Source organism: Pseudomonas sp. 65/3-MNA-CIBAN-0223, from assembly GCF_040310425.1.
GTDB classification, from domain to species: Bacteria; Pseudomonadota; Gammaproteobacteria; order Pseudomonadales; family Pseudomonadaceae; genus Aquipseudomonas; species Aquipseudomonas gregormendelii.
Window position 1 is genome coordinate 343557 of sequence record NZ_JBEOPV010000002.1, and the last position, 21056, is coordinate 364612.

The following is a 21056-nucleotide window of genomic DNA, read 5'->3' on the forward strand; positions in this document are numbered from 1 at the left end:
CCTTTTCTACAGAACACTTTTTTCAAAGGACGACGAGACCCCATGGCCACTCCCGGCGCTAGCTCTTATAACGCAGACGCCATCGAAGTCCTCTCGGGCCTCGACCCGGTGCGCAAACGCCCTGGCATGTACACTGACACCAGTCGGCCGAACCACCTCGCCCAGGAAGTCATCGACAATAGCGTCGACGAAGCCCTGGCCGGTCACGCGACCTCGGTGCAGGTCATCCTGCACGCCGATCACTCCCTGGAAGTCAGCGATGACGGCCGTGGCATGCCGGTGGACATCCATCCGGAAGAGGGCGTTTCAGGCGTCGAGCTGATCCTCACCAAGCTCCATGCGGGTGGCAAGTTCTCCAACAAGAACTACCAGTTTTCCGGCGGTCTGCACGGCGTGGGTATCTCCGTGGTCAACGCCCTGTCGACCGAAGTCCGGGTGCGCGTCAAGCGTGACGGCAACGAATACCAGATGACTTTCGCCGATGGCTACAAGAAAACCGAGCTGGAAGTCGTGGGTACCGTCGGCAAGCGCAACACAGGCACCAGTGTTTTCTTCGCCCCGGATCCGAAATACTTTGATTCGCCGAAATTTTCCGTCAGCCGCCTCAAGCACGTACTCAAAGCCAAGGCCGTGCTGTGCCCCGGCTTGCTGGTCAGTTTTGAAGACAAGGCCTCCGGCGAGAAAGTCGAATGGCATTACGAAGACGGCCTGCGTTCCTACCTGGTCGATGCGGTCACCGAGTTCGAACGCCTGCCGGACGAGCCGTTCTGCGGAAGCCTGGCCGGTAACAAGGAAGCGGTCGATTGGGCGCTGCTGTGGTTGCCGGAAGGCGGCGACAGCGTGCAGGAAAGCTACGTCAACCTGATCCCGACGGCGCAGGGCGGCACCCACGTCAACGGTTTGCGTCAGGGCTTGCTCGACGCCATGCGCGAATTCTGCGAATTCCGCAGCCTGCTGCCGCGCGGTGTGAAGCTGGCGCCGGAAGACGTCTGGGAACGCATTGCCTTCGTGCTGTCGATGAAGATGCAGGAGCCGCAATTCTCCGGCCAGACCAAGGAGCGCCTGTCGTCCCGTGAGGCGGCGGCGTTTGTCTCCGGGGTGGTCAAGGATGCGTTCAGCCTGTGGCTCAACGCCAATCCGGAAACCGGCATGCTCCTGGCTGAGCTGGCGATCAACAACGCCGGGCGTCGCCTGAAGGCCAGCAAGAAGGTCGAGCGCAAGCGCATCACCCAAGGCCCGGCATTGCCGGGCAAACTCGCCGACTGCGCCGGGCAGGACCCGATGCGTTCCGAGCTGTTCCTCGTGGAAGGTGATTCCGCGGGCGGTTCGGCCAAGCAGGCGCGGGACAAGGAGTTTCAGGCCATCCTGCCGCTGCGCGGGAAGATCCTCAACACCTGGGAAGTCGACGGCAGTGAAGTCCTGGCGAGCCAGGAAGTGCACAACATCGCCGTGGCGATTGGCGTCGATCCCGGTGCTGCGGACATGAGCCAGCTGCGTTACGGCAAGATCTGCATCCTCGCCGACGCCGACTCCGACGGGCTGCACATCGCGACCCTGCTGTGCGCGTTGTTCGTGCAGCATTTCCGCCCGTTGGTGGATGCCGGTCACGTCTATGTCGCGATGCCGCCGCTGTACCGTATCGACCTCGGCAAGGAGATCTTCTACGCCCTGGACGAGGCCGAGCGTGATGGCATTCTCGATCGCCTGGTGGCCGAGAAGAAGCGCGGCAAGCCACAGGTCACCCGATTCAAAGGCCTGGGTGAAATGAACCCGCCGCAACTGCGCGAAACCACCATGGACCCGAACACCCGGCGCCTGGTGCAGCTGACGCTGGAAGATTACGAAGCCACCGCTGAAATGATGGACATGCTGCTGGCGAAAAAACGCGCTGGCGATCGCAAGTCCTGGCTGGAGTCCAAAGGCAACCTGGCCGAGGTTCTTGGCTGATGCGGGTTGGCTTGGCCCTGGCATGTGCGTTACTTCTGAGCACGGCGGCGTTGGCCGACCCGGTCCCGGAGTTGCGCCTGGTGTCCGGGCATGCCGTGGCCGGCATGCCCGGCGGCAACCTGTCAGGGCTGGCACAGTGCGGCGACGAGCTGTGGACGGTGTCCGATCGCGACGATGACCAGATCTACCGTCTCGATACCCGGCAGGATCCCTGGCAGGCCGAAGCCGTGCACATCGATGTGCCCGTGGCACCGGCCAGCGGTTTGCCCTGGAGCTTGAGCTCGCGCAGTTGGGCGGCATCGTTCGTGCGCGGCGGCGACCTGGACTTCGAAGGCATCACCTGCGACAACGCCGGTAATCGTTACATCGTCAGTGAATCCCATGCGGCCGTGTTGCAGGTGCCGCTGACCGGGCCTGCGTCCTGGTTGAACATTGCGCCCAGGCTGGTCCGCGAGGCGCGGGCCGGGGGCATGTTGCTGCGCTTCAATGCGCTGTTCGAAGGCCTGGCGGTCAACCCGCAAGGCGACCAGCTATGGCTGGCCGCCGAGCGTGATCGCCGCGGCCTGCTGCTGATCAAGCGAGGGGCGACGCAATGGGACTGTGACGGCAACTGTGTGCTGCTGAGCGAGGGTGGCAAGCGAGCGCAGCCGCCGCAGTTTCACCACGCAAGGCCGGTGTCGCTGGACTTCGCCGACCTGTCATTGTTCAACGGCAAGCTGTTCACCCTCGAACGCAATGCCTACGAAATATGCCGGCGCGATGCAACAACGGCCAAGGTCGAGCGTTGCTGGTCTTATGCCGCCGAGTTGCTGCAGGATGGCCGGCGTTATCCACAGGACTACGGGCTGGAAGAAGCACTGGTAGTGGACGCCACGGGCGCCTGGATAGGCGTCGACAACAACACAGGGGCTCGCGTCGATGGTGAGGTTCGCCCGTTCATCTGGCGCTTTGCTGCGCCTGAAGGCGGCTGGAGTGGCAAATTATGAGTCAACAGACGCCGGGCAAGCGTGCCGGCCGGGTGCTGATGGTGCTGGCCTGGTGCGCCGCGTTGTTTCTGGCGACGCGGTTTTTCGGCGAATGGGAAGCGCGCCAGCACAACCCTAATGTTGTGGTCGACTCCGAACAGGGTGAGGGGTTCATCGAGGTAAAACTGGCCAGCAATCGCCAGGGCCACTTCGTCGCCAGCGGCCAGATCAACGGCCAGCCGGTGGATTTCATGCTCGACACCGGGGCGACAGATGTGTCGGTCCCTGCAGAGATGGCCAAGCAGCTGAAACTGGAAGAGGGCTTCGGGGTGACCCTGAGCACCGCCAACGGTTTGAGCAAGGGTTATCGAACCCGAATCGACCGGCTGCAGGTCGGCGACATCGTGCTGCGTGATGTTCGCGCGCTGGTCGCCCCCGGGCTCGAAGGTAATCAGGTGCTGCTTGGTATGAGCGCCCTTAACAAACTTGAATTTACTCAGCGCGGTGGCACCATGCTGCTGCGCCAGACAACGAACCGATGAGGCCCGCATGAGCGACATCCTTGCAGACAGCTTAGACGGCGTAGAACGCCGATCGCTGGCTGACTTCACCGAAAGTGCCTACCTCAACTACTCCATGTACGTGATCATGGACCGCGCCTTGCCACATATCGGCGACGGCCTGAAGCCGGTGCAGCGGCGCATTATCTATGCGATGAGCGAGTTGGGGCTGGACGCCGATTCCAAGCACAAGAAATCGGCGCGCACCGTCGGTGACGTGCTCGGTAAATTCCACCCGCACGGTGACTCGGCCTGCTACGAAGCCATGGTCCTGATGGCCCAGCCGTTCAGCTACCGCTACACGCTGGTCGACGGCCAGGGCAACTGGGGTGCGCCCGACGATCCCAAGTCGTTCGCCGCCATGCGTTACACCGAGGCGCGGCTGTCGCGTTATTCCGAAGTACTGCTCAGCGAGTTGGGGCAGGGCACGGCAGATTGGGGGCCAAACTTCGACGGAACGCTCGACGAACCGCTGGTATTACCTGCACGTTTGCCGAATATCCTCCTCAACGGTACCACCGGCATCGCCGTGGGCATGGCCACCGACGTGCCGCCGCACAACCTGCGTGAAGTGGCCACGGCCTGCGTACGTTTGCTGGATGAACCCAAGGCCACGGTCGAACAACTCTGTGAGCACATCCAGGGTCCGGACTACCCGACCGAGGCGGAGATCATCACCCCCCGCGCCGACCTGCTGAAAATCTACGAGACCGGTCGCGGCTCGGTGCGCATGCGCGCCGTGTACCACATCGAAGACGGCGACATCATCGTTACCGCATTACCGCACCAGGTGTCCGGTGCCAAAGTGCTGGAACAGATCGCCGCGATGATGCAGGCCAAGCCTTCCAAGGCCCCGCAGATCGCTGACCTGCGCGATGAATCGGACCACGAGAACCCGTGCCGGATCGTGATCATCCCGGGCGCGCGCAAGAATTTCGACCACGATGGCTTGATGCAGCACCTGTTCGCGAGCACCGAGCTGGAGTCGAGCTACCGGGTCAACATCAACATAATCGGCCTGGACGGCAAGCCGCAGCTGAAGAACCTGCGCGCGCTGCTGGTGGAATGGCTGGAATTCCGCGTGCAGACCGTGCGTCGCCGCCTGCAATTCCGCCTCGACAAGGTCGAGCGTCGCCTGCATCTGTTGGACGGCTTGTTGATTGCCTACCTCAACCTGGATGAAGTGATCCACATCATCCGCACCGAGGAGCACCCCAAGGCTGCGCTGATCGAGCGCTTTGCCCTGAGTGAGATCCAGGCCGACTACATCCTCGACACCCGCCTGCGTCAACTGGCGCGGCTGGAAGAGATGAAGCTGCGCAGCGAGCAGGACGAGTTGCTCAAGGAGCAAGCGAAGCTGCAAGCCTTGCTGAGCAGCGAAGCCAAGTTGAAGAAACTGGTGCGCACCGAGCTGATCAAGGACGCCGAAACCTATGGCGACGACCGTCGCTCGCCAATCGTTGAGCGCGCCGAGGCCAAGGCCCTGACCGAGCACGACCTGCTGCCGAACGAGAAAGTCACGGTAGTGCTGTCGGAAAAAGGCTGGGTACGTTCCGCCAAGGGCCACGAAATCGACGCCACCGGTCTGTCCTACAAGGCTGGTGATGGGTACAAGGCCCTGGCTGCCGGGCGCTCCAACCAGTTCGCGGTATTTATCGACTCTACCGGTCGCAGCTACTCGGTCGCGGCGCATACCCTGCCATCGGCCCGTGGCCAGGGCGAACCCCTGACCGGTCGCCTGACGCCGCCGCCAGGCGCCACCTTTGAATGCGTGATGATGCCCGAGGACGATGCGCTGTACGTGATCGCATCCGACGCCGGTTATGGATTCGTGGTCAAGGGCGAGGACCTGCAGGCCAAGAACAAGGCGGGCAAGGCGCTGTTGAGCCTGCCGAACAACGCCAAGGTGATCCTGCCGCGGCCGGTAGCTGATCGTGAGCATAACTGGCTGGCGTCGGTGACCACCGAAGGTCGCCTGCTGATCTTCAAGATCAGTGATCTGCCACAATTAGGTAAGGGCAAAGGCAACAAGATCATCGGCATTCCCGGTGAGCGAGTAGCCAGTCGCGAAGAATATGTCACGGACATCGCCGTACTGCCCGATGGCGCCACACTGGTGCTGCAGGCCGGCAAACGCACGCTTTCGCTCAAGGCAGACGACCTCGAACACTACAAAGGTGAGCGTGGACGCCGTGGTAACAAACTGCCACGAGGCTTTCAGAGAGTGGATGCGCTGTTCGTCGAAAACCTCAATTAGGCGTGCTAGAGCGCTCGATCTACGATTTAACGCGTAGATCGACGCTTTCGCGCTGGAGTCGGGACGCATATTCACGGATGATACGGCCTTTCAAGCGCCGGCGTGGCCGAGCGATCTTCATATTTATTGAGTATTTTCACTGTGGTTAGCCGTGTGGCAACCACCTGGATGGGACGATGACTGCTCTGCGCCTTCCTTTTATCTTGATGCTCGCTGGCGTTCTTGGCCTGGCGGGTTGCAGCGTTCACCAACCGGTGTCGCTGTATCAGCTGGACAGCGGTAATCCGGTGCAGCCGGCACAAAGTGCCGGCATGGCCGTTTTGCTGGGCCCCGTGACAATTGCCGACTACCTGCAACGTGAGACCCTCTTGCAGCGGCAACCGGACGGCAGCCTCCAGGCCTCGACCGACGGTCGTTGGGCTGGCAGCCTGTCTTCGGACATCGATCAATTGCTGCTACGCCAGGTGTCTGGTCACCTGGACAGCCAGCGCGTGGTGTTGGCGCCGGCGACGCTTGGCTTCACGCCGGATGTGCAGGTGTTGTTGACCATTACACGCCTGGATTCGGGTGAGTCGCAGCCAGCTATCCTCGATGCGCAATGGCGCTTGATCGACCGTCGCGGCCAGGTGCGGGACAACCGCATCATTCATCTGCAGGAGCAGCACGCAGGCGGCACGGCGGCGCAGGTCCAGGCCCAGGGCGTATTGCTGCAACGGCTGGCCGAGCAGCTGTCGGTGGCGCTCAAGCCCCTGGCCAACCAGCCCCCAGTTGCCGAAGGGCCGAAGAAACCGGCCGCCAAGCCTGCCGCGCCCGCAGCGGAAAAGGACAAACAGCCGAAGATCCCGATGGCTTCGCCAATTCGCACCGATATGGAAGTGTTCAGGTTCTAAGGCCTGAATGAAGCCAGAACAAAGCCCGCCTTGTGCGGGCTTTGTTTTGTCTGTCTTGGGAGATCGATGTTGCCTGTGGGGGCCTCTTCGCGGGCAAGCCCGCTCCCACAGTGACCTGTGGTGTCCTCAGGAAATGTGTAGACCCAGAACCCTGTTGGGGGCAGTTCGCGGGCAAGCCTGCTCCTGCGGTGACCCGCAGTGTCCACAGAAAATGTGTGGACCCAGAACCCCTGTGGGAGCGGGCTTGCCCGCGATGGCGCCAGCAGGGGCAACAAAAAAGCCCGCAGACAATCGCTTGTCTGCGGGCTTTTTCACATCAGGGCTTAAGCCCGGCGCTCATGCATCCGCGCCAGTTGCCGCTCCAGCATTGATGGATACGGCTCCATCAAACGCTCCACGCAGCATGCGCCTTCAGGGCTGGCGATCGGGCGGATCCGCGCGCGCTGGCGGATCAGCACGTCGTCGCCGACCTTGCGTTCCACCAGCAGCAGGTTGCGGCTGTGTTGAGACAAGGCCAGGGCGTCCTGAGCCGATTCGGTCAGCAGCAGGTCAATCTGGCTCAGACCGAACAGCTCGTCACCCAAGGTCAGGCCCAGCTGCAGTTGCAGGGTAATGCCCGAGTCGGCCACTTCGATCTGCAACTGATGACCCAGTGCGCGCAGCAACTCGCCACAGCAGATCGCATTGGTCAGGTAGTCTTCGCCGCTGTCTTCAGTGTGGAACAGCATCAGGGTGCTGCCGTCGTTCAGGGTGTGCAGCTCGCTCTGGTAGAGCGAGGCGGCCTGGTCGAGGCAGTCGCGATAACGCTTGAGCAACTCCTCGAGGCGAGTACGGGGCAGGCGGCGCAGTTGATCCTGGGCACCGAGTTGCACGGCCAGCACCGCGCTGTGTTGAGGCACGTTGGAAACGGGCGCTTTAACCACGGGCTTGGGCGCGCTGGCCACTGCCTCGTCACGCAGGTCGGCGAACGGGTCTTCGTCGTCGTCATCTTCGACAGTGCTGACAATCTGCCGAGGCGCGGGCTTCAAGCCGGCCACCGGCCTGGTTTCGTCGAAACTCGGGTCACGCAGGTTGCGCACCTCGAAAGAAGGCTCGTCTTCTGTCTCTTCGTACTCAGGCTCCGGGTCCGGCTCGGGTTCAACGGGCTCCGGGGCGAAGTTGGCGTGCAGCTGACGCGCCAGGTCGCCGATCTCGTCCTGACGCTCGGTGGCCGGGGTGTATTCGTCGATGTTGCGCAGCCACACGCGCAGTTGCAGCAGCGGCGTGGAGATGTGCCGACCCAGGCGCAGGCTCAGCGCGAGGGATAAGGCTAGCAGAATGGCACTGAGAATCCCCATGCTCTGCAGGCTGATGGTCATCGGCTGCTGGAACTGATCCATGTCCAGGCTGATGCGCAGTTGCCCGGCCGTCACGTCCTGGAAAGTGATCTTGCTCTGGTACATGCCCTCGGCTTCGCCCAGCAGGCTGTGCTTGGGGCGCTGCCCGGCTTCGGCGAGGATGCGGTTATCCACGCTATAGATGGCAGCGTGAGCCACCAGCTTGTTCTTGGTCAGGTTGTTGAGCAGCACATTCAGGCTGAGGATGTCATTGGACACCAGCAACTCAGTGGCGGAGGTGGCGGTTTGCGTGGTCAGGCTTTCACCCAGCGCATCCGCTTGCTCGTGCATGGCCTGCTTGAACTGCAATCCCATCACGCAGGCGTAGATGACCAGGGCCAGGGCGACCAGGATCACGTTATGGCTGGCAATGCGTAATGCAATCGGTACACGGCGATGGCGCAGTGCCCGGAAGATCAGCAGAAAGAAGTTATCGGTTTTTACTGGCGTGGGCCGGTTCACTTGAGCTCGGCTCTTTTGTCCGTGAAGTTGACGCGCAGTATAGCGACAGGCCCCAGACCGGCAAAGCGCTCACGGTGCCCGATGGTCACTGAATGTGGGTAGAATGCGGTTTTTTTCCACTTGCGGGGGTGCGCCTTGCGCGAAATCGTCCTGATAAACATCACGGGAGTCGACCGTCCGGGTCTGACTGCGGCCATTACCGGCGTTCTGGCCCAGGGTGGTGTGAACATTCTCGACATCGGCCAGGCGGTGATCCACGACACCCTGTCGTTCGGCATCCTGGTTGAGATTCCCGACACCGAGCAAGGCAAGTCCGTCCTCAAGGACATTCTGTTCACGGCCTACAAGCTCGATCAACAGGTCCGTTTCACGCCGGTTTCCGAAGAGGATTACCAGCAGTGGGTCGGCAACCAGGGGAAAAAACGCCACATCGTTACCCTGTTGACCCGCAAGGTGACTGCCGAGCAATTGCAGGCCGTCAGCTCGATCACGGCCAAGTATGGGCTGAATATCGATCATATCGATCGCTTGTCGGGACGCATGCCGCTGGATACGCCGGCCGACAAGGGCAAGGGCTGTATCGAGTTTTCTGTGCGTGGCGAAGCGGCCGACCCGCAGGCGCTGCGGGCCGAGTTCCTCAGCGTGGCGCAGGACCTCAACGTCGATATCGCTTTCCAGGAAGATTCGCTGTTCCGCCGCAACCGCCGCCTGGCGGTGTTCGACATGGACTCCACGCTGATTGAAGCCGAAGTCATTGATGAACTGGCCAAGGCCGCGGGTGTGGGCGAGCAGGTTTCTGCGATCACCGAGCGGGCGATGGCCGGCGAGCTGGATTTCCGCGCGAGTTTCAAGGAGCGCCTTGCCTTGCTGCAGGGGCTGGACGTCAGCGTGCTGGATTCGATCGGCGCCTCGCTGCGCCTGACCGAAGGCGCCGAAACCCTGTTCGCCGAACTCAAGCGCCTGGGCTACAAGACAGCGATCCTGTCAGGCGGCTTCACTTACTTCGCCAAGCAATTGCAAGCAAAACTGGGCATCGACTACGTATTTGCCAATGAACTGGAAGTGGTCGACGGCAAGGTGACTGGCGTGGCGGTCGAGCCAATTGTCGATGCGCAGCGCAAGGCGGACCTGTTGCGGGAGCTGGCGCACAAGGAAGGCCTGCGTCTGGAGCAGACGATTGCCGTGGGCGACGGCGCCAACGATTTGCCGATGCTGGCGATCGCCGGGTTGGGCGTGGCGTTCCGTGCCAAACCTCTGGTCAAGCAGTCGGCGAAGCAGGCGATTTCGACCCTTGGGCTGGATGGTGTGCTGTATCTGCTGGGCTTTCGGGATCGTGATGGGCAGCTCTGAGACTTTAGCCGCCTGATCAGGCCTCATCGCGGGCAAGCCTTGCTCCCACAGAATCACCGACCTGGGAGCAAAGGTTGCCCGCGATGACCACACCAAAATCTTACAAAATCACTGACCTGTGGGTGCAAGGCTTGCCCGCGATGGCCGCACTACATTTTTCATGCCTGACCTCAAAGCGACTTCCACAAAGAATCAAAGTCTTCCTCGACGCCGCCACCCGCGGCGTTGTCGTTTTTGGCACCCTCCAACGACCGGTAAGCGAACTGATTAAAACTGTTGGTACTCGCCACCCGTCGATCCAGCCCTGCCCGATGTTCCTCGCCGTTGGTGTTGATCATCACCTTTTGCCCTTCCTGAAAGGGCAGGCGCGGGGCCAATAGTGTGGCGGGCAGGTCTACCGCGCTGATCGCGGGCAATAACAGGCCGCGCAGGTAGTGGCTGTGATCATCATGGGTGCGCACCAGCTGCAGGCCACAGGGCTCTGCGTAGGGTGCAACCTGTTCGATGCCCATTTGTGTGCCGCCGCCACGAACCTGGCGAATCCAGCGCACCACCGCGATACTCCAGCCCTGGCCCGCGACATCCTCGATGCCGACCATCTCACCCGCCTGAAGCTCGGCCGGTACTTCGCCGGGCCACGCCAGGCAATAGCCTCCCGGGCTGTGGTTGACCACTGGCAACACATAAGTCGGAAAATGCCGATTGCTGTCGGCCGTGTCATTGCCATCATCGTTTTGCAGCTGGGGGTATTCGATTTCTTCGTAGGGCAGCAGGTCGTGGGTGTTGCCCTCCGGCGCCACGTCGAAGGCGTGGCTCCATTGGTCCTGGCCCTTGGTCGCCGACGACAGCGCAGAAAATTTCGCCTGTCGGCCGCCGTGGTTTTTCAGCAGCTCACTGAACGAGCGCTGGCCACCCAGATAGAAATGCAGGGCGCTCATGCCGACGCACAGGGTCAGTTGGCCCTGGCTTGCCGTGCGTTGAAAACTGCGCTCGGCGGTCTGCCCCCAGGCGGCACTCAGGTGTTGCAAGGTATCCAGGCTCAAACCCGTCGGCACCAGCAGAGGTTGGGCCGAGTCGGTCTTGTGTAGATGAGCGTCGATGGCCGCCACCAGCGGGGTGGTGTCAATGGCCAGCAAATCGTCCTGCTGTTCGCTCCTGAATTTGGAGCGGTAGCGCGGAGCGGTATCGAGCATTGGTGCGACGGCGAACAGCCCTTCGACCGATTGGCCCGGATTCAGGCGTATCAGCGAGCTCCATGACTCCAGCACTTCGGCGAGACGGGCAATCTGGTTCTGCCGCAGTTGATTGCAGCGTGCAGCACCCATCAGCAGCGCCGTGATATAGGTCTGCTCAATGCTGAGGTTTTGCGTCTGGCTGGCCAATTCGTCGCGCACATTCTGGCGCTGGAGCTGGTGCGAGCAGGCGATTCGGTAGAGTTGATGCAGCTCCACCCAGACGCCTTCCGGCGCCGGGCAATACAGCTGCGTCGCGCGCATCAACGGCCCGTTGAGGCAATGGATCGCCCGTTGCAGCGCTTGAGTCAAGAGCGGGGCGCGATCCTTGCTGAAGCGCGGTGACACGCGCAGGACGATCTGCTTGTAGCCAATCGCCAGGTGACTTTGCAATGCCTGGCATAGGTTGGCGATCTTGCGCGAGCGCTCGTCCAGCACAATCGCCTGATGCAGGAAGTGCCGCTCCAGGTGTTTGCAGACGTAGTACACCTCTGGTCGCAACAACTCGAGCAATTGCAGGCGATTGTCACTGGGAGTGAGCAACTGGTTGAGTTCGCCCAGGCCCTGATAGAGCAAGCGGGCAGTTTCGCCAATGTTAGCCTTGGGCAGGTTGGCGATCCAGCGCTTGAGATCGCGCGGGGTTGGCTCACAGAACGACAGGCGAGTCTGTTGAGGAAGCGGTGCACGTAACAGCTGGAGTGGGGTGGTCTCATTCATGGCCAAAACGATAGCAGGAATCAGGCCGTATAGGCGCTGCCGCAGGCGGTGATCTTTTGATCCCGGGTAACAAAAACAACGCCGCCCCTGGTAGGAGCTGCCGAAGGCTGCGATCTTTTGACTTTGTTTCTAACATCAAAAGATCGCAGCCTGCGGCAGTTCCTACCGGGACAGGCCGGTTATCAGGCCTTCGGCAAGCCCAGCGCTTGACCCATCTGCACTGGCGACAGCGCACCGAGGCCTTCAGCCCATTTCACCTGGTCCGGGCCGAACAGCACCACGGCGGTCGAACCCAGCTTGAAGCGCCCCAATTCCGCCCCTTTTTCCAGGTGGATCGGCGCACGGGCGGCTTCGTCGTAGCGGAAGGTTTTCAGTTCACGCTTGGGCGGAGTGACCAGGCCTGCCCAGACGGTTTCGATCGAGGCAACAATCATTGCCCCGACCAGCACAACGGCCATCGGCCCGCGCTCGGTGTCGAAAATGCATGCGACGCGCTCGTTGCGAGCGAACAGCTCCGGCACGTTTTCAGCAGTCGTCTGGTTGACGGAGAAAATGCGGCCCGGGATATAGACCATCTCACGCAAGGTGCCGGCCAGGGGCATATGCACGCGGTGATAGTCTTTCGGCGACAGGTAGATGGTGGCGAAGTCGCCGCCCATGAACGGTGCAGCGTTGGCCGCATCGCCACCGAGCAATTCCAGCACGCTGAAACTGTGGCCCTTGGCCTGGAAAACGCGACCATGCTCGATCGGGCCAAGCTGGCTGACTGCGCCATCGGCCGGGCTCAGGATCGCCCCCGGCGTTTCGTCCAGAGGGCGCGCGCCCTCTTTCAAGGCGCGGGTGAAGAACGCATTGAAATGTTCATAGGCAGTCAGGTCTTCGACCAGCGCCTGGGACATGTCCACCTGGTAGCGCTTGGCGAACCAGGCGGTGAAGGCATTCTTGAACCAGCGCACACGGCATTCGGCAATGCAGCCGGCCAGTCGCGAGAGCAAGTGATGAGGCAGCAGGTATTGGCTGAGGATAAACAGACGCTTGTTCATTAACTGTCCTTAAAAACCTTAGATCTCTACGGGGGTGTCGGGATGGTTGCCCCATTCGCCCCAGGAGCCGGCGTAACCCTTGACCCGCGGATAACCGAGCGCCTTGGCCACCAGATAAGTGAAGCCAGAGCGATGGTGTGTCTGGCAGTGAGTAATAACTTCTTTGTCCGGGGTTATCCCCAGTTGTTCCAGGATTTGCGGCATGTCTGTACGGATGCGCAGGTTGCGCGCCTGATCCATGCCGGCGGTCCATTCAAAATTGATCGCTCCGGGAATGTGTCCGGCCTTGGCAGCCAGGACCTTCTCGCCGGAATACTCCTGCGGGGCGCGCGCGTCCCAAATGGCCAGGTCGGCGGCGCCAATCCGGCTTTGCAGGTACTCTCGGGTGGCCGTGGGTTCGTCGTGCAAGGTCAGGCTTACCGGGCCTCCCGCCGAAGCCGGGACCTCGGTCGAGACCGGCAGGCCATCCGCCAGCCAGGAAAGCAGGCCGCCATCCAGATAGTGGTAGTGCTTGTGGCCGATGACGTCGAGCAGCCAGATGAAGCGTCCGGCCCAGCCGCCGCCTTCGTCGTCATACACCACGTACACCGCATCCTTGTGGTGGCCCAGTTCGCCGAACAGCGCTTCAAGTGCAGCGTGTGGCGGGATCAGGCCCGGAGCGGGTAGCTGGCCGAGTTGCGTGCGCTTGGGGTCGACAAAGCGCGCGCCAGGAATATGCCCTTGGGCGTAGCGGGCACTGCTGGTGAGGTCCACCAGGATCAGATTGCACGCGTCGAGACGGGCGAGCAGGTCGCCGGGTTCGATGACCAGCGCCAAGCCAGAGAAGTCAGACATGTGAGGTCTCCAGAGCACAAAAAGGGGGATTGTAACGCAGCCTCATTGGCCACGGTGGCTAAAGCTGTGCAGCGCCTTCTCGATGCACTGCGCGGTTTTGCCGAAGGCTTGTACGGTGATATCCGAGAACGGTCCACCACCCTGGTCCGCCACCACCAGCATGATCACCCGGCCATTATTGACCAGTGAACGCAGCAGCAAATGCTCGCCGCCAAACAGCGTGCGCAGGCTGGCCGGGAGCAATGCGGAAAATTGTGCGTTATTTTCCGGGGTTAGGCGCACCTGGGCCTGCTGGGCGAGCAGGCGTTGCAGCACGGTGCTCTGGCTGACCAGCAAATTCAGGCTGGCGGCGTCCTTGGGCAGTCCGGCGCTCTGATGCACGCGTAAATTGGCGTGAGTGCGATCAGCCATCAGGATCAGCACCCGGCGCATGCCGCAGGCAACCAGGGCATCCCTGGCGGACGTGGTCAGGTGCATCGCATTGGCAAAGCGGCTCGGTTCCACCAGCAACTCGGCACACACCTTGCGCCACTTGGCCAGGTCTTGCGCAGTCGGTGGCGGGGTCGGCTGCGAGCCTGCCTGCTGGCGCGGGGTGTCCCAGGGCCAGATCAGTGAGACCGCCGGGTGCCAGAGGTCCGGCATGGCATGGTAGCGGGCGCTGTTGGCAGCCTGCTGGTGCAATTGCTGCTGTACCTCGTCCATCGAAACTTGCAGGTACAGGCTGGTCAGGTGCTGCCAGCGTCTGCTGTGGGGGCTGTCCCAGGCTTGTTGTGCCGACAGCGCCAGGCCATTGGCCAGTAGTACGGTGTTGGCAGGTTGATTGAGCCAGCGACGCAGGGTCGGGTCGTCATCCAGGCGATTCTGCTGGCGCAACGGGTGGTCGCTGTCGCGGGCAATGCGCAGCACCTTGACCAGTTCGCGCTGTTCCTTGAGCAACAGGCGGTAACCCTGCTGCACCCAGATCGGCAGGCGCCACAGATCGACCAGGGCCTGGCAAATGTCCAGCAAACGCAAGCCGAACAACTGTTGTTCGACCTTGCGTGCGGATTCACCTCTGTGAATCACGCGCCGTTCCCACTCTTCGAGCAACTGCGGGTAGATCAGCGCCATCGGCCATAGTGGTGACAGAAACAGCAGGCTACCCCAATGGATGTCCTGCCAGAGCCGGGCCAGGCGGCTGGCGAAAAAGCCGTTGGCCTGCTGGGTCGCGTGCTGGCTGATCAGCTGCAACTGGCGCAAGGTCGCGGGGATTTGCATCTGGGGCAGCGTCGGCAGGCGGGCGAGCAGTTCTTCAGTGCGTTTGAGGCCGAGACGATTGATCGCCACTTCCAGGTTTTCCGCCGGTTCGCCAAGGCCGCTGCGCACCTGCCGATTGGCTTCACGAATCACGCTCAGCGCCAGGGCCGGGCTGCCCTGGATCAGTTCGGCGATGTCACGCAGTGAGCTGCGGCTGTTGCGAATCGCCTGGCATACCCGGTCATGGCTGGCCTGCGGTACGGGCAGCCGGACGCTGTCGAGAAGCTTGATCCAGCCTTCGAGCGTCGTTGGTTTTGGGGTTGGAACGTTCGTTTCATTAGCCATGGATGGACGTGATCATCGTCTGCATTACCTGCGCGCTGAATGAGCCAAAGTGGCTTTTCGCCTGAACGGGCTATAGTCTGGCGCAGTTTTGCCGATAAGTAGAAGAAGAGATTGTTTAACTTCCGAATATGACCTTGAACCCGACTCAGTAAGTGCTCTCCTACCTATGGCTAAAATAATCGGCATCATTGTCGTATTCGCGAGCGTGCTCGGCGGATACGTGCTATCCCACGGAAAAATTGCCGCCCTGATCCAGCCTTTCGAGGTAATGATCATCGGCGGTGCGGCGCTCGGCGCCTTCCTGCAGGCCAATCCCGGCTACATGACGATGCACGTGCTCAAGAAATCCCTGAGCATGTTCGGATCGCGTTTCAGTCACGCCTTCTACCTCGAAGTGCTGGGCCTGATCTTCGAAATCCTCAACAAGAGCCGCCGTGAAGGCATGATGGCCATCGAAGGCGACATCGAAGATGCGGCGGCGAGCCCGATCTTCGCCAAGTACCCGACTGTGCTCAAAGATGAGCGCATGACCGCTTTCATCTGTGATTACCTGCGCATCATGTCCTCCGGCAACATGGCTCCCCATGAGCTTGAAGGCCTGTTCGACATGGAGCTCTACAGCCTCAAGGAAGACCTCGAGCACCCATCCCACGCAGTCAACGGCATCGCCGACGCCATGCCGGGTTTCGGTATCGTGGCTGCGGTACTGGGTATCGTGGTGACCATGGCTTCCCTGGGTGAAGGCGACCAGAAAGCGATCGGCATGCACGTCGGCGCGGCACTGGTGGGGACCTTCTTCGGTATCCTCGCGGCCTACGGTTTCTTCGGCCCGCTGGCCACTTCCCTGGCCCACGATGCCAAGGAAGAGTTGAACGTCTACGAAGCCATCAAGGCTTCGCTGGTCGCCTCGGCCTCCGGCATGCCGCCGTCGCTGGCGGTGGAGTTCGGGCGCAAGGTCCTTTACCCGGCGCACCGTCCAAGCTTCTCCGAGCTGGAACAAGCGGTTCGCGGACGCTGAGTCATGGAAAACAACCAGCCGATAATCATCAAGCGCGTCAAGCGCATAGCCGGCGGGCATCACGGCGGCGCCTGGAAAATCGCCTTCGCCGACTTCGCGACGGCGATGATGGCGTTCTTCCTGGTGTTGTGGCTGATGTCCACGGCAACGCCTGAGCAGAAGATCGCCATCGCCGGCTACTTCAAGGACCCTATCGGGTTCTCCGAAAGTGGCACGCCCTACATCATCGATCTGGGCGGCTCGCCGACCCTGGCGCCGGAGAACACGCTCAATCCTGAGGTCAAGTCCCAGCCGCAGCCGGACAAGGTGACCATTGATACCGAACAGGTCGAAGGCATGGCCGAACAGGTCGAGAAAGAGCGCCTGGAACTGTTGCTGCAAGAGTTGCAGAACAAGGTCGACGAGAACCCGCAGCTGCAGAAATTCAAGGACCAGATCCTGTTCGAGATCACCCCGAACGGCTTGCGTATCCAGATCATGGACGCGGAAAACCGGCCGATGTTCGACTCGGGCAGCGCCCGGCTCAAGCCTTACTTCGAAGACATCCTGCTGGCCATGGCCGATACCATCAAGGCGGTACCGAACAAGATCAGCATCAGTGGCCACACCGATGCCACGCCGTACACCGGCAGCGGCGAGTTTGGTAACTGGGAACTCTCGGCCAACCGCGCCAACGCCGCACGACGTGCACTGGTAGCGGGCAGTTATCCTGAATCGCAGGTGGCGCGGGTGGTCGGTTATGCATCTTCGGCCTTGTTTGATCGGGTCAACCCGGTCAATCCGGTCAATCGCCGTATCGACATAGTGGTCTTGACCAAAAAGGCCCAGGAAGCCATTGAGGGGGCGCAAGGTGCTGATCCTTCGGGGGCGCTGCCCCAGGGGCAGGGCGCGCCGGGGGAAGTCCCGGCCACTCCGGTTGATCCAGATACCTTGCCGGCCGACCAGCAGCCGATACCGGCGCATGAGATTCGCGAGCGGTTGAATCTGTTCGAGGATGCGGCGCCGAAACCGGGCGGGCCGGCGCAATAGGCGTGGGCAAGCCCTGCAGAAACATCTGACGTCTAATGGTTTCAGGTTTCAGGTTTCAGGTTTCAGGTTTCAGGCAGGCAGCAGCGAGCCCACCCCCTAGGTATCGAGGGGGCAGGGCAGCTGTTTAGTAGGTGCTTTCCGGCAGACTGGCGATGATCGAGCGGTAGCTGTTCATCCGTTGCTGCTGCACGCGACCATCTTCCAGGGCCTTGAGCAGGGCACAACCCGGTTCGCGGTCGTGTTTGCAGTCGCGGAAGCGGCAGGTGCCGATCAGGTCGTTGAACTCGATGAAGCCGGCCTCGACATCGGCACGGCTGACGTGGCCCAGGCCGAATTCACGGATGCCCGGGGAGTCGATCAGCTCACCGCCGCCGGGGAAGTGGAACAGGCGCGCGGTGGTGGTGGTGTGAGTACCCTGGCCGGAGAGCTCGGACAGCGGGCCGACACGGGTGTCGACTTCTGGCAGCAGGCTGTTGACCAGCGAGGACTTACCGACGCCGGACTGGCCGACGAACACGCTGATGCGCCCATCGAGCTGTTGCTGAAGCTGCTCCATGCCATTGCCGTGGTGCGCAGAGACTTCCAGCACCGGATAACCCAGGGTGCGGTAGACCGCCAGCAGGGCATTCAGCGCCGGGGCATTCTGCTCGTCGATCAGGTCGAACTTGTTGAGCAGCAGCAGCGGGCGAATACCCGCATGCTCGGCGGCGACCAGGTAACGGTCGATCAGGTTGGCGTGAGGCTCGGGCAGCGGAGCGAAGACAATCACGATCATGTCGACGTTGGCCGCCACCGGCTTGAGCTGGCCACGGCTGTCCGGGCGACAGAGCTCGGTGTTGCGCGGCAATTGCGCGACGATTACGCCGATGCCCTGGTTGCCGGCACGCCAGACGACCCGATCACCGGTTACCAGCGCAGGCAAGTTGGCCCGCAAGTGGCAGCGGAATACCTGGCCGGCCAAATCGCCATCGAGCGCCTCGACTTCGACCTGTACACCGAAGTGCGCGATCACCAGGCCGGTCTGTTCCGGGCCCAGGTCGCCACCTTCGAGTGCCTCGACAGCCGAGGACTCGCGTTTGGCGGCGCGGGCAGCGCGCTCGCCCTGAATCTTTTCGATGCGCCAGTTTTGACGACGATTGAGTTGGCGTTTGGCCATGGGTGTTCCGTATCAAGAATGCAGCGATTAGTTAAAACGGCCGCGAGTTTAGCACGCCCAGCCACCTCTCTAAGCTAAACTGCGCAGCATTGCCTAGGAGCCGACACATGCAAAACCCGCAGAATTTGATCTGGATCGACCTGGAAATGACCGGTCTGAACCCTGATACCGACGTCATCATCGAGATGGCCACCATCGTCACCGACAGTGATTTGAACACCTTGGCCGAAGGTCCGGTGATCGCTATCCACCACAGCGATGAAATTCTCGCCGGCATGGATGAGTGGAATACCCGTCAGCATGGCGGCTCAGGCTTGACTCAACGGGTTCGCGACAGCCGCATCAGTATGGCTGAAGCCGAAGCCGAGACCATTGCCTTCCTGGAGAAGTGGGTGCCCAAGGGCAAGTCGCCGATCTGTGGGAACAGCATCTGTCAGGACCGTCGCTTCCTCTATACGCACATGAAATCCCTGGAAAGCTATTTCCACTACCGCAACCTCGACGTGTCGACGCTCAAGGAACTGGCCGCGCGCTGGGCGCCCGAGGTGCGTGACAGCTTCCAGAAGGGCAGCACCCATCTGGCCCTGGATGACATCCGCGAATCCATCGCCGAGCTGCAGCATTATCGCAAGCACTTCATCAAGTTCTGATTGCGGACTACGTCCCCTGTGTAAGAGCTGCCGAAGGCTGCGATCTGTTGATCTTGAAAAGTCAAAAAATCGCAGCCTGCGGCGGCTCCTAAGGGGGATTGCACCGCACTTGCCCTCTTTTGGTGCCTCGGCGAAGTGAGTAGACTGCGCGCCTTCCTGCAAGGACCGCCACCATGTTGCTGATGCTCTACCTGATCGCCATCACCGCCGAAGCCATGACCGGCGCCCTGTCTGCCGGGCGTCGCGGCATGGACTGGTTTGGCGTGGTGCTGATCGCCTGCGTCACGGCCCTGGGCGGTGGATCGGTGCGCGATGTGCTGCTGGGGCATTACCCGCTGACCTGGGTCAAACACCCGGAATACCTGGTACTGACCTCGTTCGCAGCCATGTTCACCATCTTTGCGGCACGCTGGATGCGCCACTTGCGCTCATTGTTCCTGGTGCTGGACGCCGTGGGTCTGGTGGCTTTCACCCTGATCGGCTGCATGACCGCCCTGGAAATGGGCCATGGCATGTTGGTGGCTTCTGTCAGCGGAGTGATCACCGGCGTGTTCGGCGGCATCCTGCGGGACATCTTCTGCAACGATATACCGCTGATCTTCCGCCGCGAGCTATACGCCAGCGTCTCGTTCGCCGCAGCCTGGTGCTACATGTTGTGCATTTACCTGCAAATGCCCGGCGAGCAGGCCATCCTGGTGACGTTGTTTGGCGGGTTCCTGCTGCGTTTGCTGGCGATTCGATTCCACTGGGAAATGCCCAAGTTCGTCTATAACGACGAAGCCTGACATCGCACGGTCCCTGTAGGAGCAGCCGCAGGCTGCGATCTTTTGACTTTGATTTTTTTAGATCAAAAGATCGCAGCCTGCGGCAGCTCCTACGTAAGTCCGTGTTGTTTCAGGGCCCATTCAACATGTTCGCGCACCAGCTCCGACGGATACTCGCGCCGAGCCTTCAACGCCTCCAGTACCGGAATACTCGACGGTGCATTCCCCAGCCCCACCGCCAGATTGCGCAGCCAACGCTCATAACCCGCCCGGCGTAGCGGCGAGCCTTCAGTGCTGCCGAGAAATTTTTCTTCATCCCACATGAACAGCTCGGCCAGTTCAGCGTTGTCCAGATTGTGCCGCGGCTTGAAATCGCTTTCGCCCGATGGTCGGGCAAAACGGTTCCATGGACAGACCATCTGGCAGTCGTCGCAGCCGAACACCCGATTGCCGATCAGCGGCCGGAGTTCTTCGGGAATCGCGCTTTTGAGTTCGATGGTCAGGTAGGAAATGCAGCGGCGGGCATCCAGCACATAGGGACCCACGAAGGCATTGGTAGGGCAGATGTCCAGGCAAGCGGTGCAGCGGCCGCAATGCTCGGTGGCGTGGGGCGGGTCTTCCGGCAGCGGCAGGTCGACGAACAGCTCGCTGAGAAAGAAGTAGCTGCCGGCTTTGCGGTTCAACACCAGGGTGTTCTTGCCAATCCAGCCCAGGCCGGCCTTTTCGGCGATCGCTTTCTCGAGCACCGGAGCGCTGTCGACGAAAGCGCGATAGCCGAAGGGGCCAATGACCGCCTGAATTTTTTCTGCCAGCTGTTGCACACGTTTACGGATCAATTTGTGGTAATCGCGGCCCAACGCATAGCGCGAGACATAAGCTTTTTCAGGTTGTGCCAGGCGCTTGGCCATCTCGGTGTCACCCGGCAGGTAGTCCATGCGCAGGGAAACCACTCGAAGGGTGCCGGGTACCAGCTGTTCCGGGTGCGAGCGTTTACTGCCGTGGGCGCCCATGTATTCCATTTCGCCGTGGTAGCCGGCTGCCAGCCAGCGCTCCAGGTGCTGCTCATGCTCGGCCAGGTCGAGGCCGCTGATGCCGACTTGCTGAAAGCCCAGCTCGCGGCCCCAGTCCTTGATGGATTGGGCGAGGGCGGGCAGGTCTGTAGTAATAGCGGGCATGAGGCGAGAGAAACCGGAGCTGAGGTGCGTATAATTCTGCCAGACATCGG

General features: G+C 61.4%; 17 protein-coding genes. 10 read left to right on the forward strand and 7 right to left on the reverse strand.

Annotation, left to right across the window (positions count from 1 at the left end):
• Nucleotides 1-42 precede the first annotated feature (42 nt).
• The 5 genes from parE to AAEZ09_RS03155 all read left to right on the forward strand — a co-directional run bounded on the left by parE (nt 43) and on the right by AAEZ09_RS03155 (nt 6619).
• Nucleotides 43-1947, forward strand: coding sequence for a DNA topoisomerase IV subunit B (gene parE, locus AAEZ09_RS03135; RefSeq protein WP_045061860.1), 1905 nt, complete (start codon nt 43-45; stop codon nt 1945-1947).
• Complete coding sequence (locus AAEZ09_RS03140) at nt 1947-2933, forward strand: esterase-like activity of phytase family protein (protein ID WP_205892016.1); 987 nt, start codon at nt 1947-1949, stop codon at nt 2931-2933. Before parE ends, AAEZ09_RS03140 begins: the two co-directional genes overlap by 1 nt.
• Nucleotides 2930-3454: a retropepsin-like aspartic protease family protein gene (locus AAEZ09_RS03145; protein ID WP_045061858.1), complete on the forward strand. Its 525-nt coding sequence runs from the start codon at nt 2930-2932 to the stop codon at nt 3452-3454. The genes AAEZ09_RS03140 and AAEZ09_RS03145 overlap by 4 nt, the downstream gene beginning before the upstream one ends.
• Nucleotides 3455-3461: 7 nt before the next feature.
• On the forward strand, nt 3462-5729 hold the full coding sequence (gene parC, locus AAEZ09_RS03150) for a DNA topoisomerase IV subunit A (RefSeq protein ID WP_045061857.1): 2268 nt from the start codon (nt 3462-3464) through the stop codon (nt 5727-5729).
• A gap of 176 nt (nt 5730-5905) precedes the next feature.
• The gene (locus AAEZ09_RS03155; protein WP_045061856.1) at nt 5906-6619 is read left to right on the forward strand and encodes a PqiC family protein; all 714 of its coding nucleotides are present in this window, start codon (nt 5906-5908) and stop codon (nt 6617-6619) included.
• 323 nt (nt 6620-6942) lie between these two features.
• Here AAEZ09_RS03155 and AAEZ09_RS03160 read toward each other — a convergent pair whose 3' ends face one another.
• A complete protein-coding gene (locus tag AAEZ09_RS03160; RefSeq protein ID WP_350598101.1) occupies nt 6943-8457 on the reverse strand; it encodes an AhpA/YtjB family protein in 1515 nt (504 codons plus the stop codon).
• A gap of 135 nt (nt 8458-8592) precedes the next feature.
• Between AAEZ09_RS03160 and serB the strand changes: the two genes are divergently transcribed.
• Nucleotides 8593-9807 (forward strand): phosphoserine phosphatase SerB, encoded by a 1215-nt coding sequence (gene serB, locus AAEZ09_RS03165; RefSeq protein ID WP_045061854.1) that lies wholly within the window; start codon nt 8593-8595, stop codon nt 9805-9807.
• A gap of 170 nt (nt 9808-9977) precedes the next feature.
• On the opposite strand, the gene AAEZ09_RS03170 is transcribed toward serB, so the two are convergent.
• The 4 genes from AAEZ09_RS03170 to AAEZ09_RS03185 all read right to left on the reverse strand — a co-directional run bounded on the left by AAEZ09_RS03170 (nt 9978) and on the right by AAEZ09_RS03185 (nt 15214).
• Nucleotides 9978-11756 carry a cyclic-di-GMP receptor FimW-related protein gene (locus AAEZ09_RS03170; protein ID WP_205892013.1) on the reverse strand — a complete coding sequence of 593 codons (1779 nt, stop codon included), beginning with the start codon at nt 11754-11756 and terminating at the stop codon, nt 9978-9980.
• Between the two features lie 182 nt (nt 11757-11938).
• Entirely contained in the window at nt 11939-12799 is an 861-nt protein-coding gene (gene asd / locus AAEZ09_RS03175; protein WP_045061852.1) for an archaetidylserine decarboxylase, read from the reverse strand.
• An 18-nt stretch (nt 12800-12817) separates the two neighbouring features.
• Nucleotides 12818-13633 carry a thiosulfate sulfurtransferase gene (gene rhdA / locus AAEZ09_RS03180; protein WP_045061851.1) on the reverse strand — a complete coding sequence of 272 codons (816 nt, stop codon included), beginning with the start codon at nt 13631-13633 and terminating at the stop codon, nt 12818-12820.
• A gap of 42 nt (nt 13634-13675) precedes the next feature.
• Complete coding sequence (locus AAEZ09_RS03185) at nt 13676-15214, reverse strand: HDOD domain-containing protein (RefSeq protein WP_045061850.1); 1539 nt, start codon at nt 15212-15214, stop codon at nt 13676-13678.
• A 166-nt stretch (nt 15215-15380) separates the two neighbouring features.
• Here AAEZ09_RS03185 and motA point away from each other — a divergent pair, with 166 nt between their 5' ends.
• Together motA and motB are read left to right on the forward strand one after the other, a co-directional pair.
• Entirely contained in the window at nt 15381-16232 is an 852-nt protein-coding gene (gene motA / locus AAEZ09_RS03190; RefSeq protein WP_045061849.1) for a flagellar motor stator protein MotA, read from the forward strand.
• A 3-nt stretch (nt 16233-16235) separates the two neighbouring features.
• Nucleotides 16236-17261 (forward strand): flagellar motor protein MotB, encoded by a 1026-nt coding sequence (gene motB, locus AAEZ09_RS03195; protein WP_350598105.1) that lies wholly within the window; start codon nt 16236-16238, stop codon nt 17259-17261.
• A 124-nt stretch (nt 17262-17385) separates the two neighbouring features.
• On the opposite strand, the gene rsgA is transcribed toward motB, so the two are convergent.
• Nucleotides 17386-18417 carry a small ribosomal subunit biogenesis GTPase RsgA gene (gene rsgA / locus AAEZ09_RS03200; RefSeq protein ID WP_045061846.1) on the reverse strand — a complete coding sequence of 344 codons (1032 nt, stop codon included), beginning with the start codon at nt 18415-18417 and terminating at the stop codon, nt 17386-17388.
• 107 nt (nt 18418-18524) lie between these two features.
• Here rsgA and orn point away from each other — a divergent pair, with 107 nt between their 5' ends.
• The gene (orn, locus tag AAEZ09_RS03205; RefSeq protein WP_045061845.1) at nt 18525-19067 is read left to right on the forward strand and encodes an oligoribonuclease; all 543 of its coding nucleotides are present in this window, start codon (nt 18525-18527) and stop codon (nt 19065-19067) included.
• A gap of 173 nt (nt 19068-19240) precedes the next feature.
• Nucleotides 19241-19852, forward strand: coding sequence for a trimeric intracellular cation channel family protein (locus tag AAEZ09_RS03210; RefSeq protein WP_045061844.1), 612 nt, complete (start codon nt 19241-19243; stop codon nt 19850-19852).
• 89 nt (nt 19853-19941) lie between these two features.
• Here AAEZ09_RS03210 and queG read toward each other — a convergent pair whose 3' ends face one another.
• Nucleotides 19942-21006 carry a tRNA epoxyqueuosine(34) reductase QueG gene (gene queG / locus AAEZ09_RS03215; protein ID WP_045061843.1) on the reverse strand — a complete coding sequence of 355 codons (1065 nt, stop codon included), beginning with the start codon at nt 21004-21006 and terminating at the stop codon, nt 19942-19944.
• Nucleotides 21007-21056 lie beyond the last annotated feature (50 nt).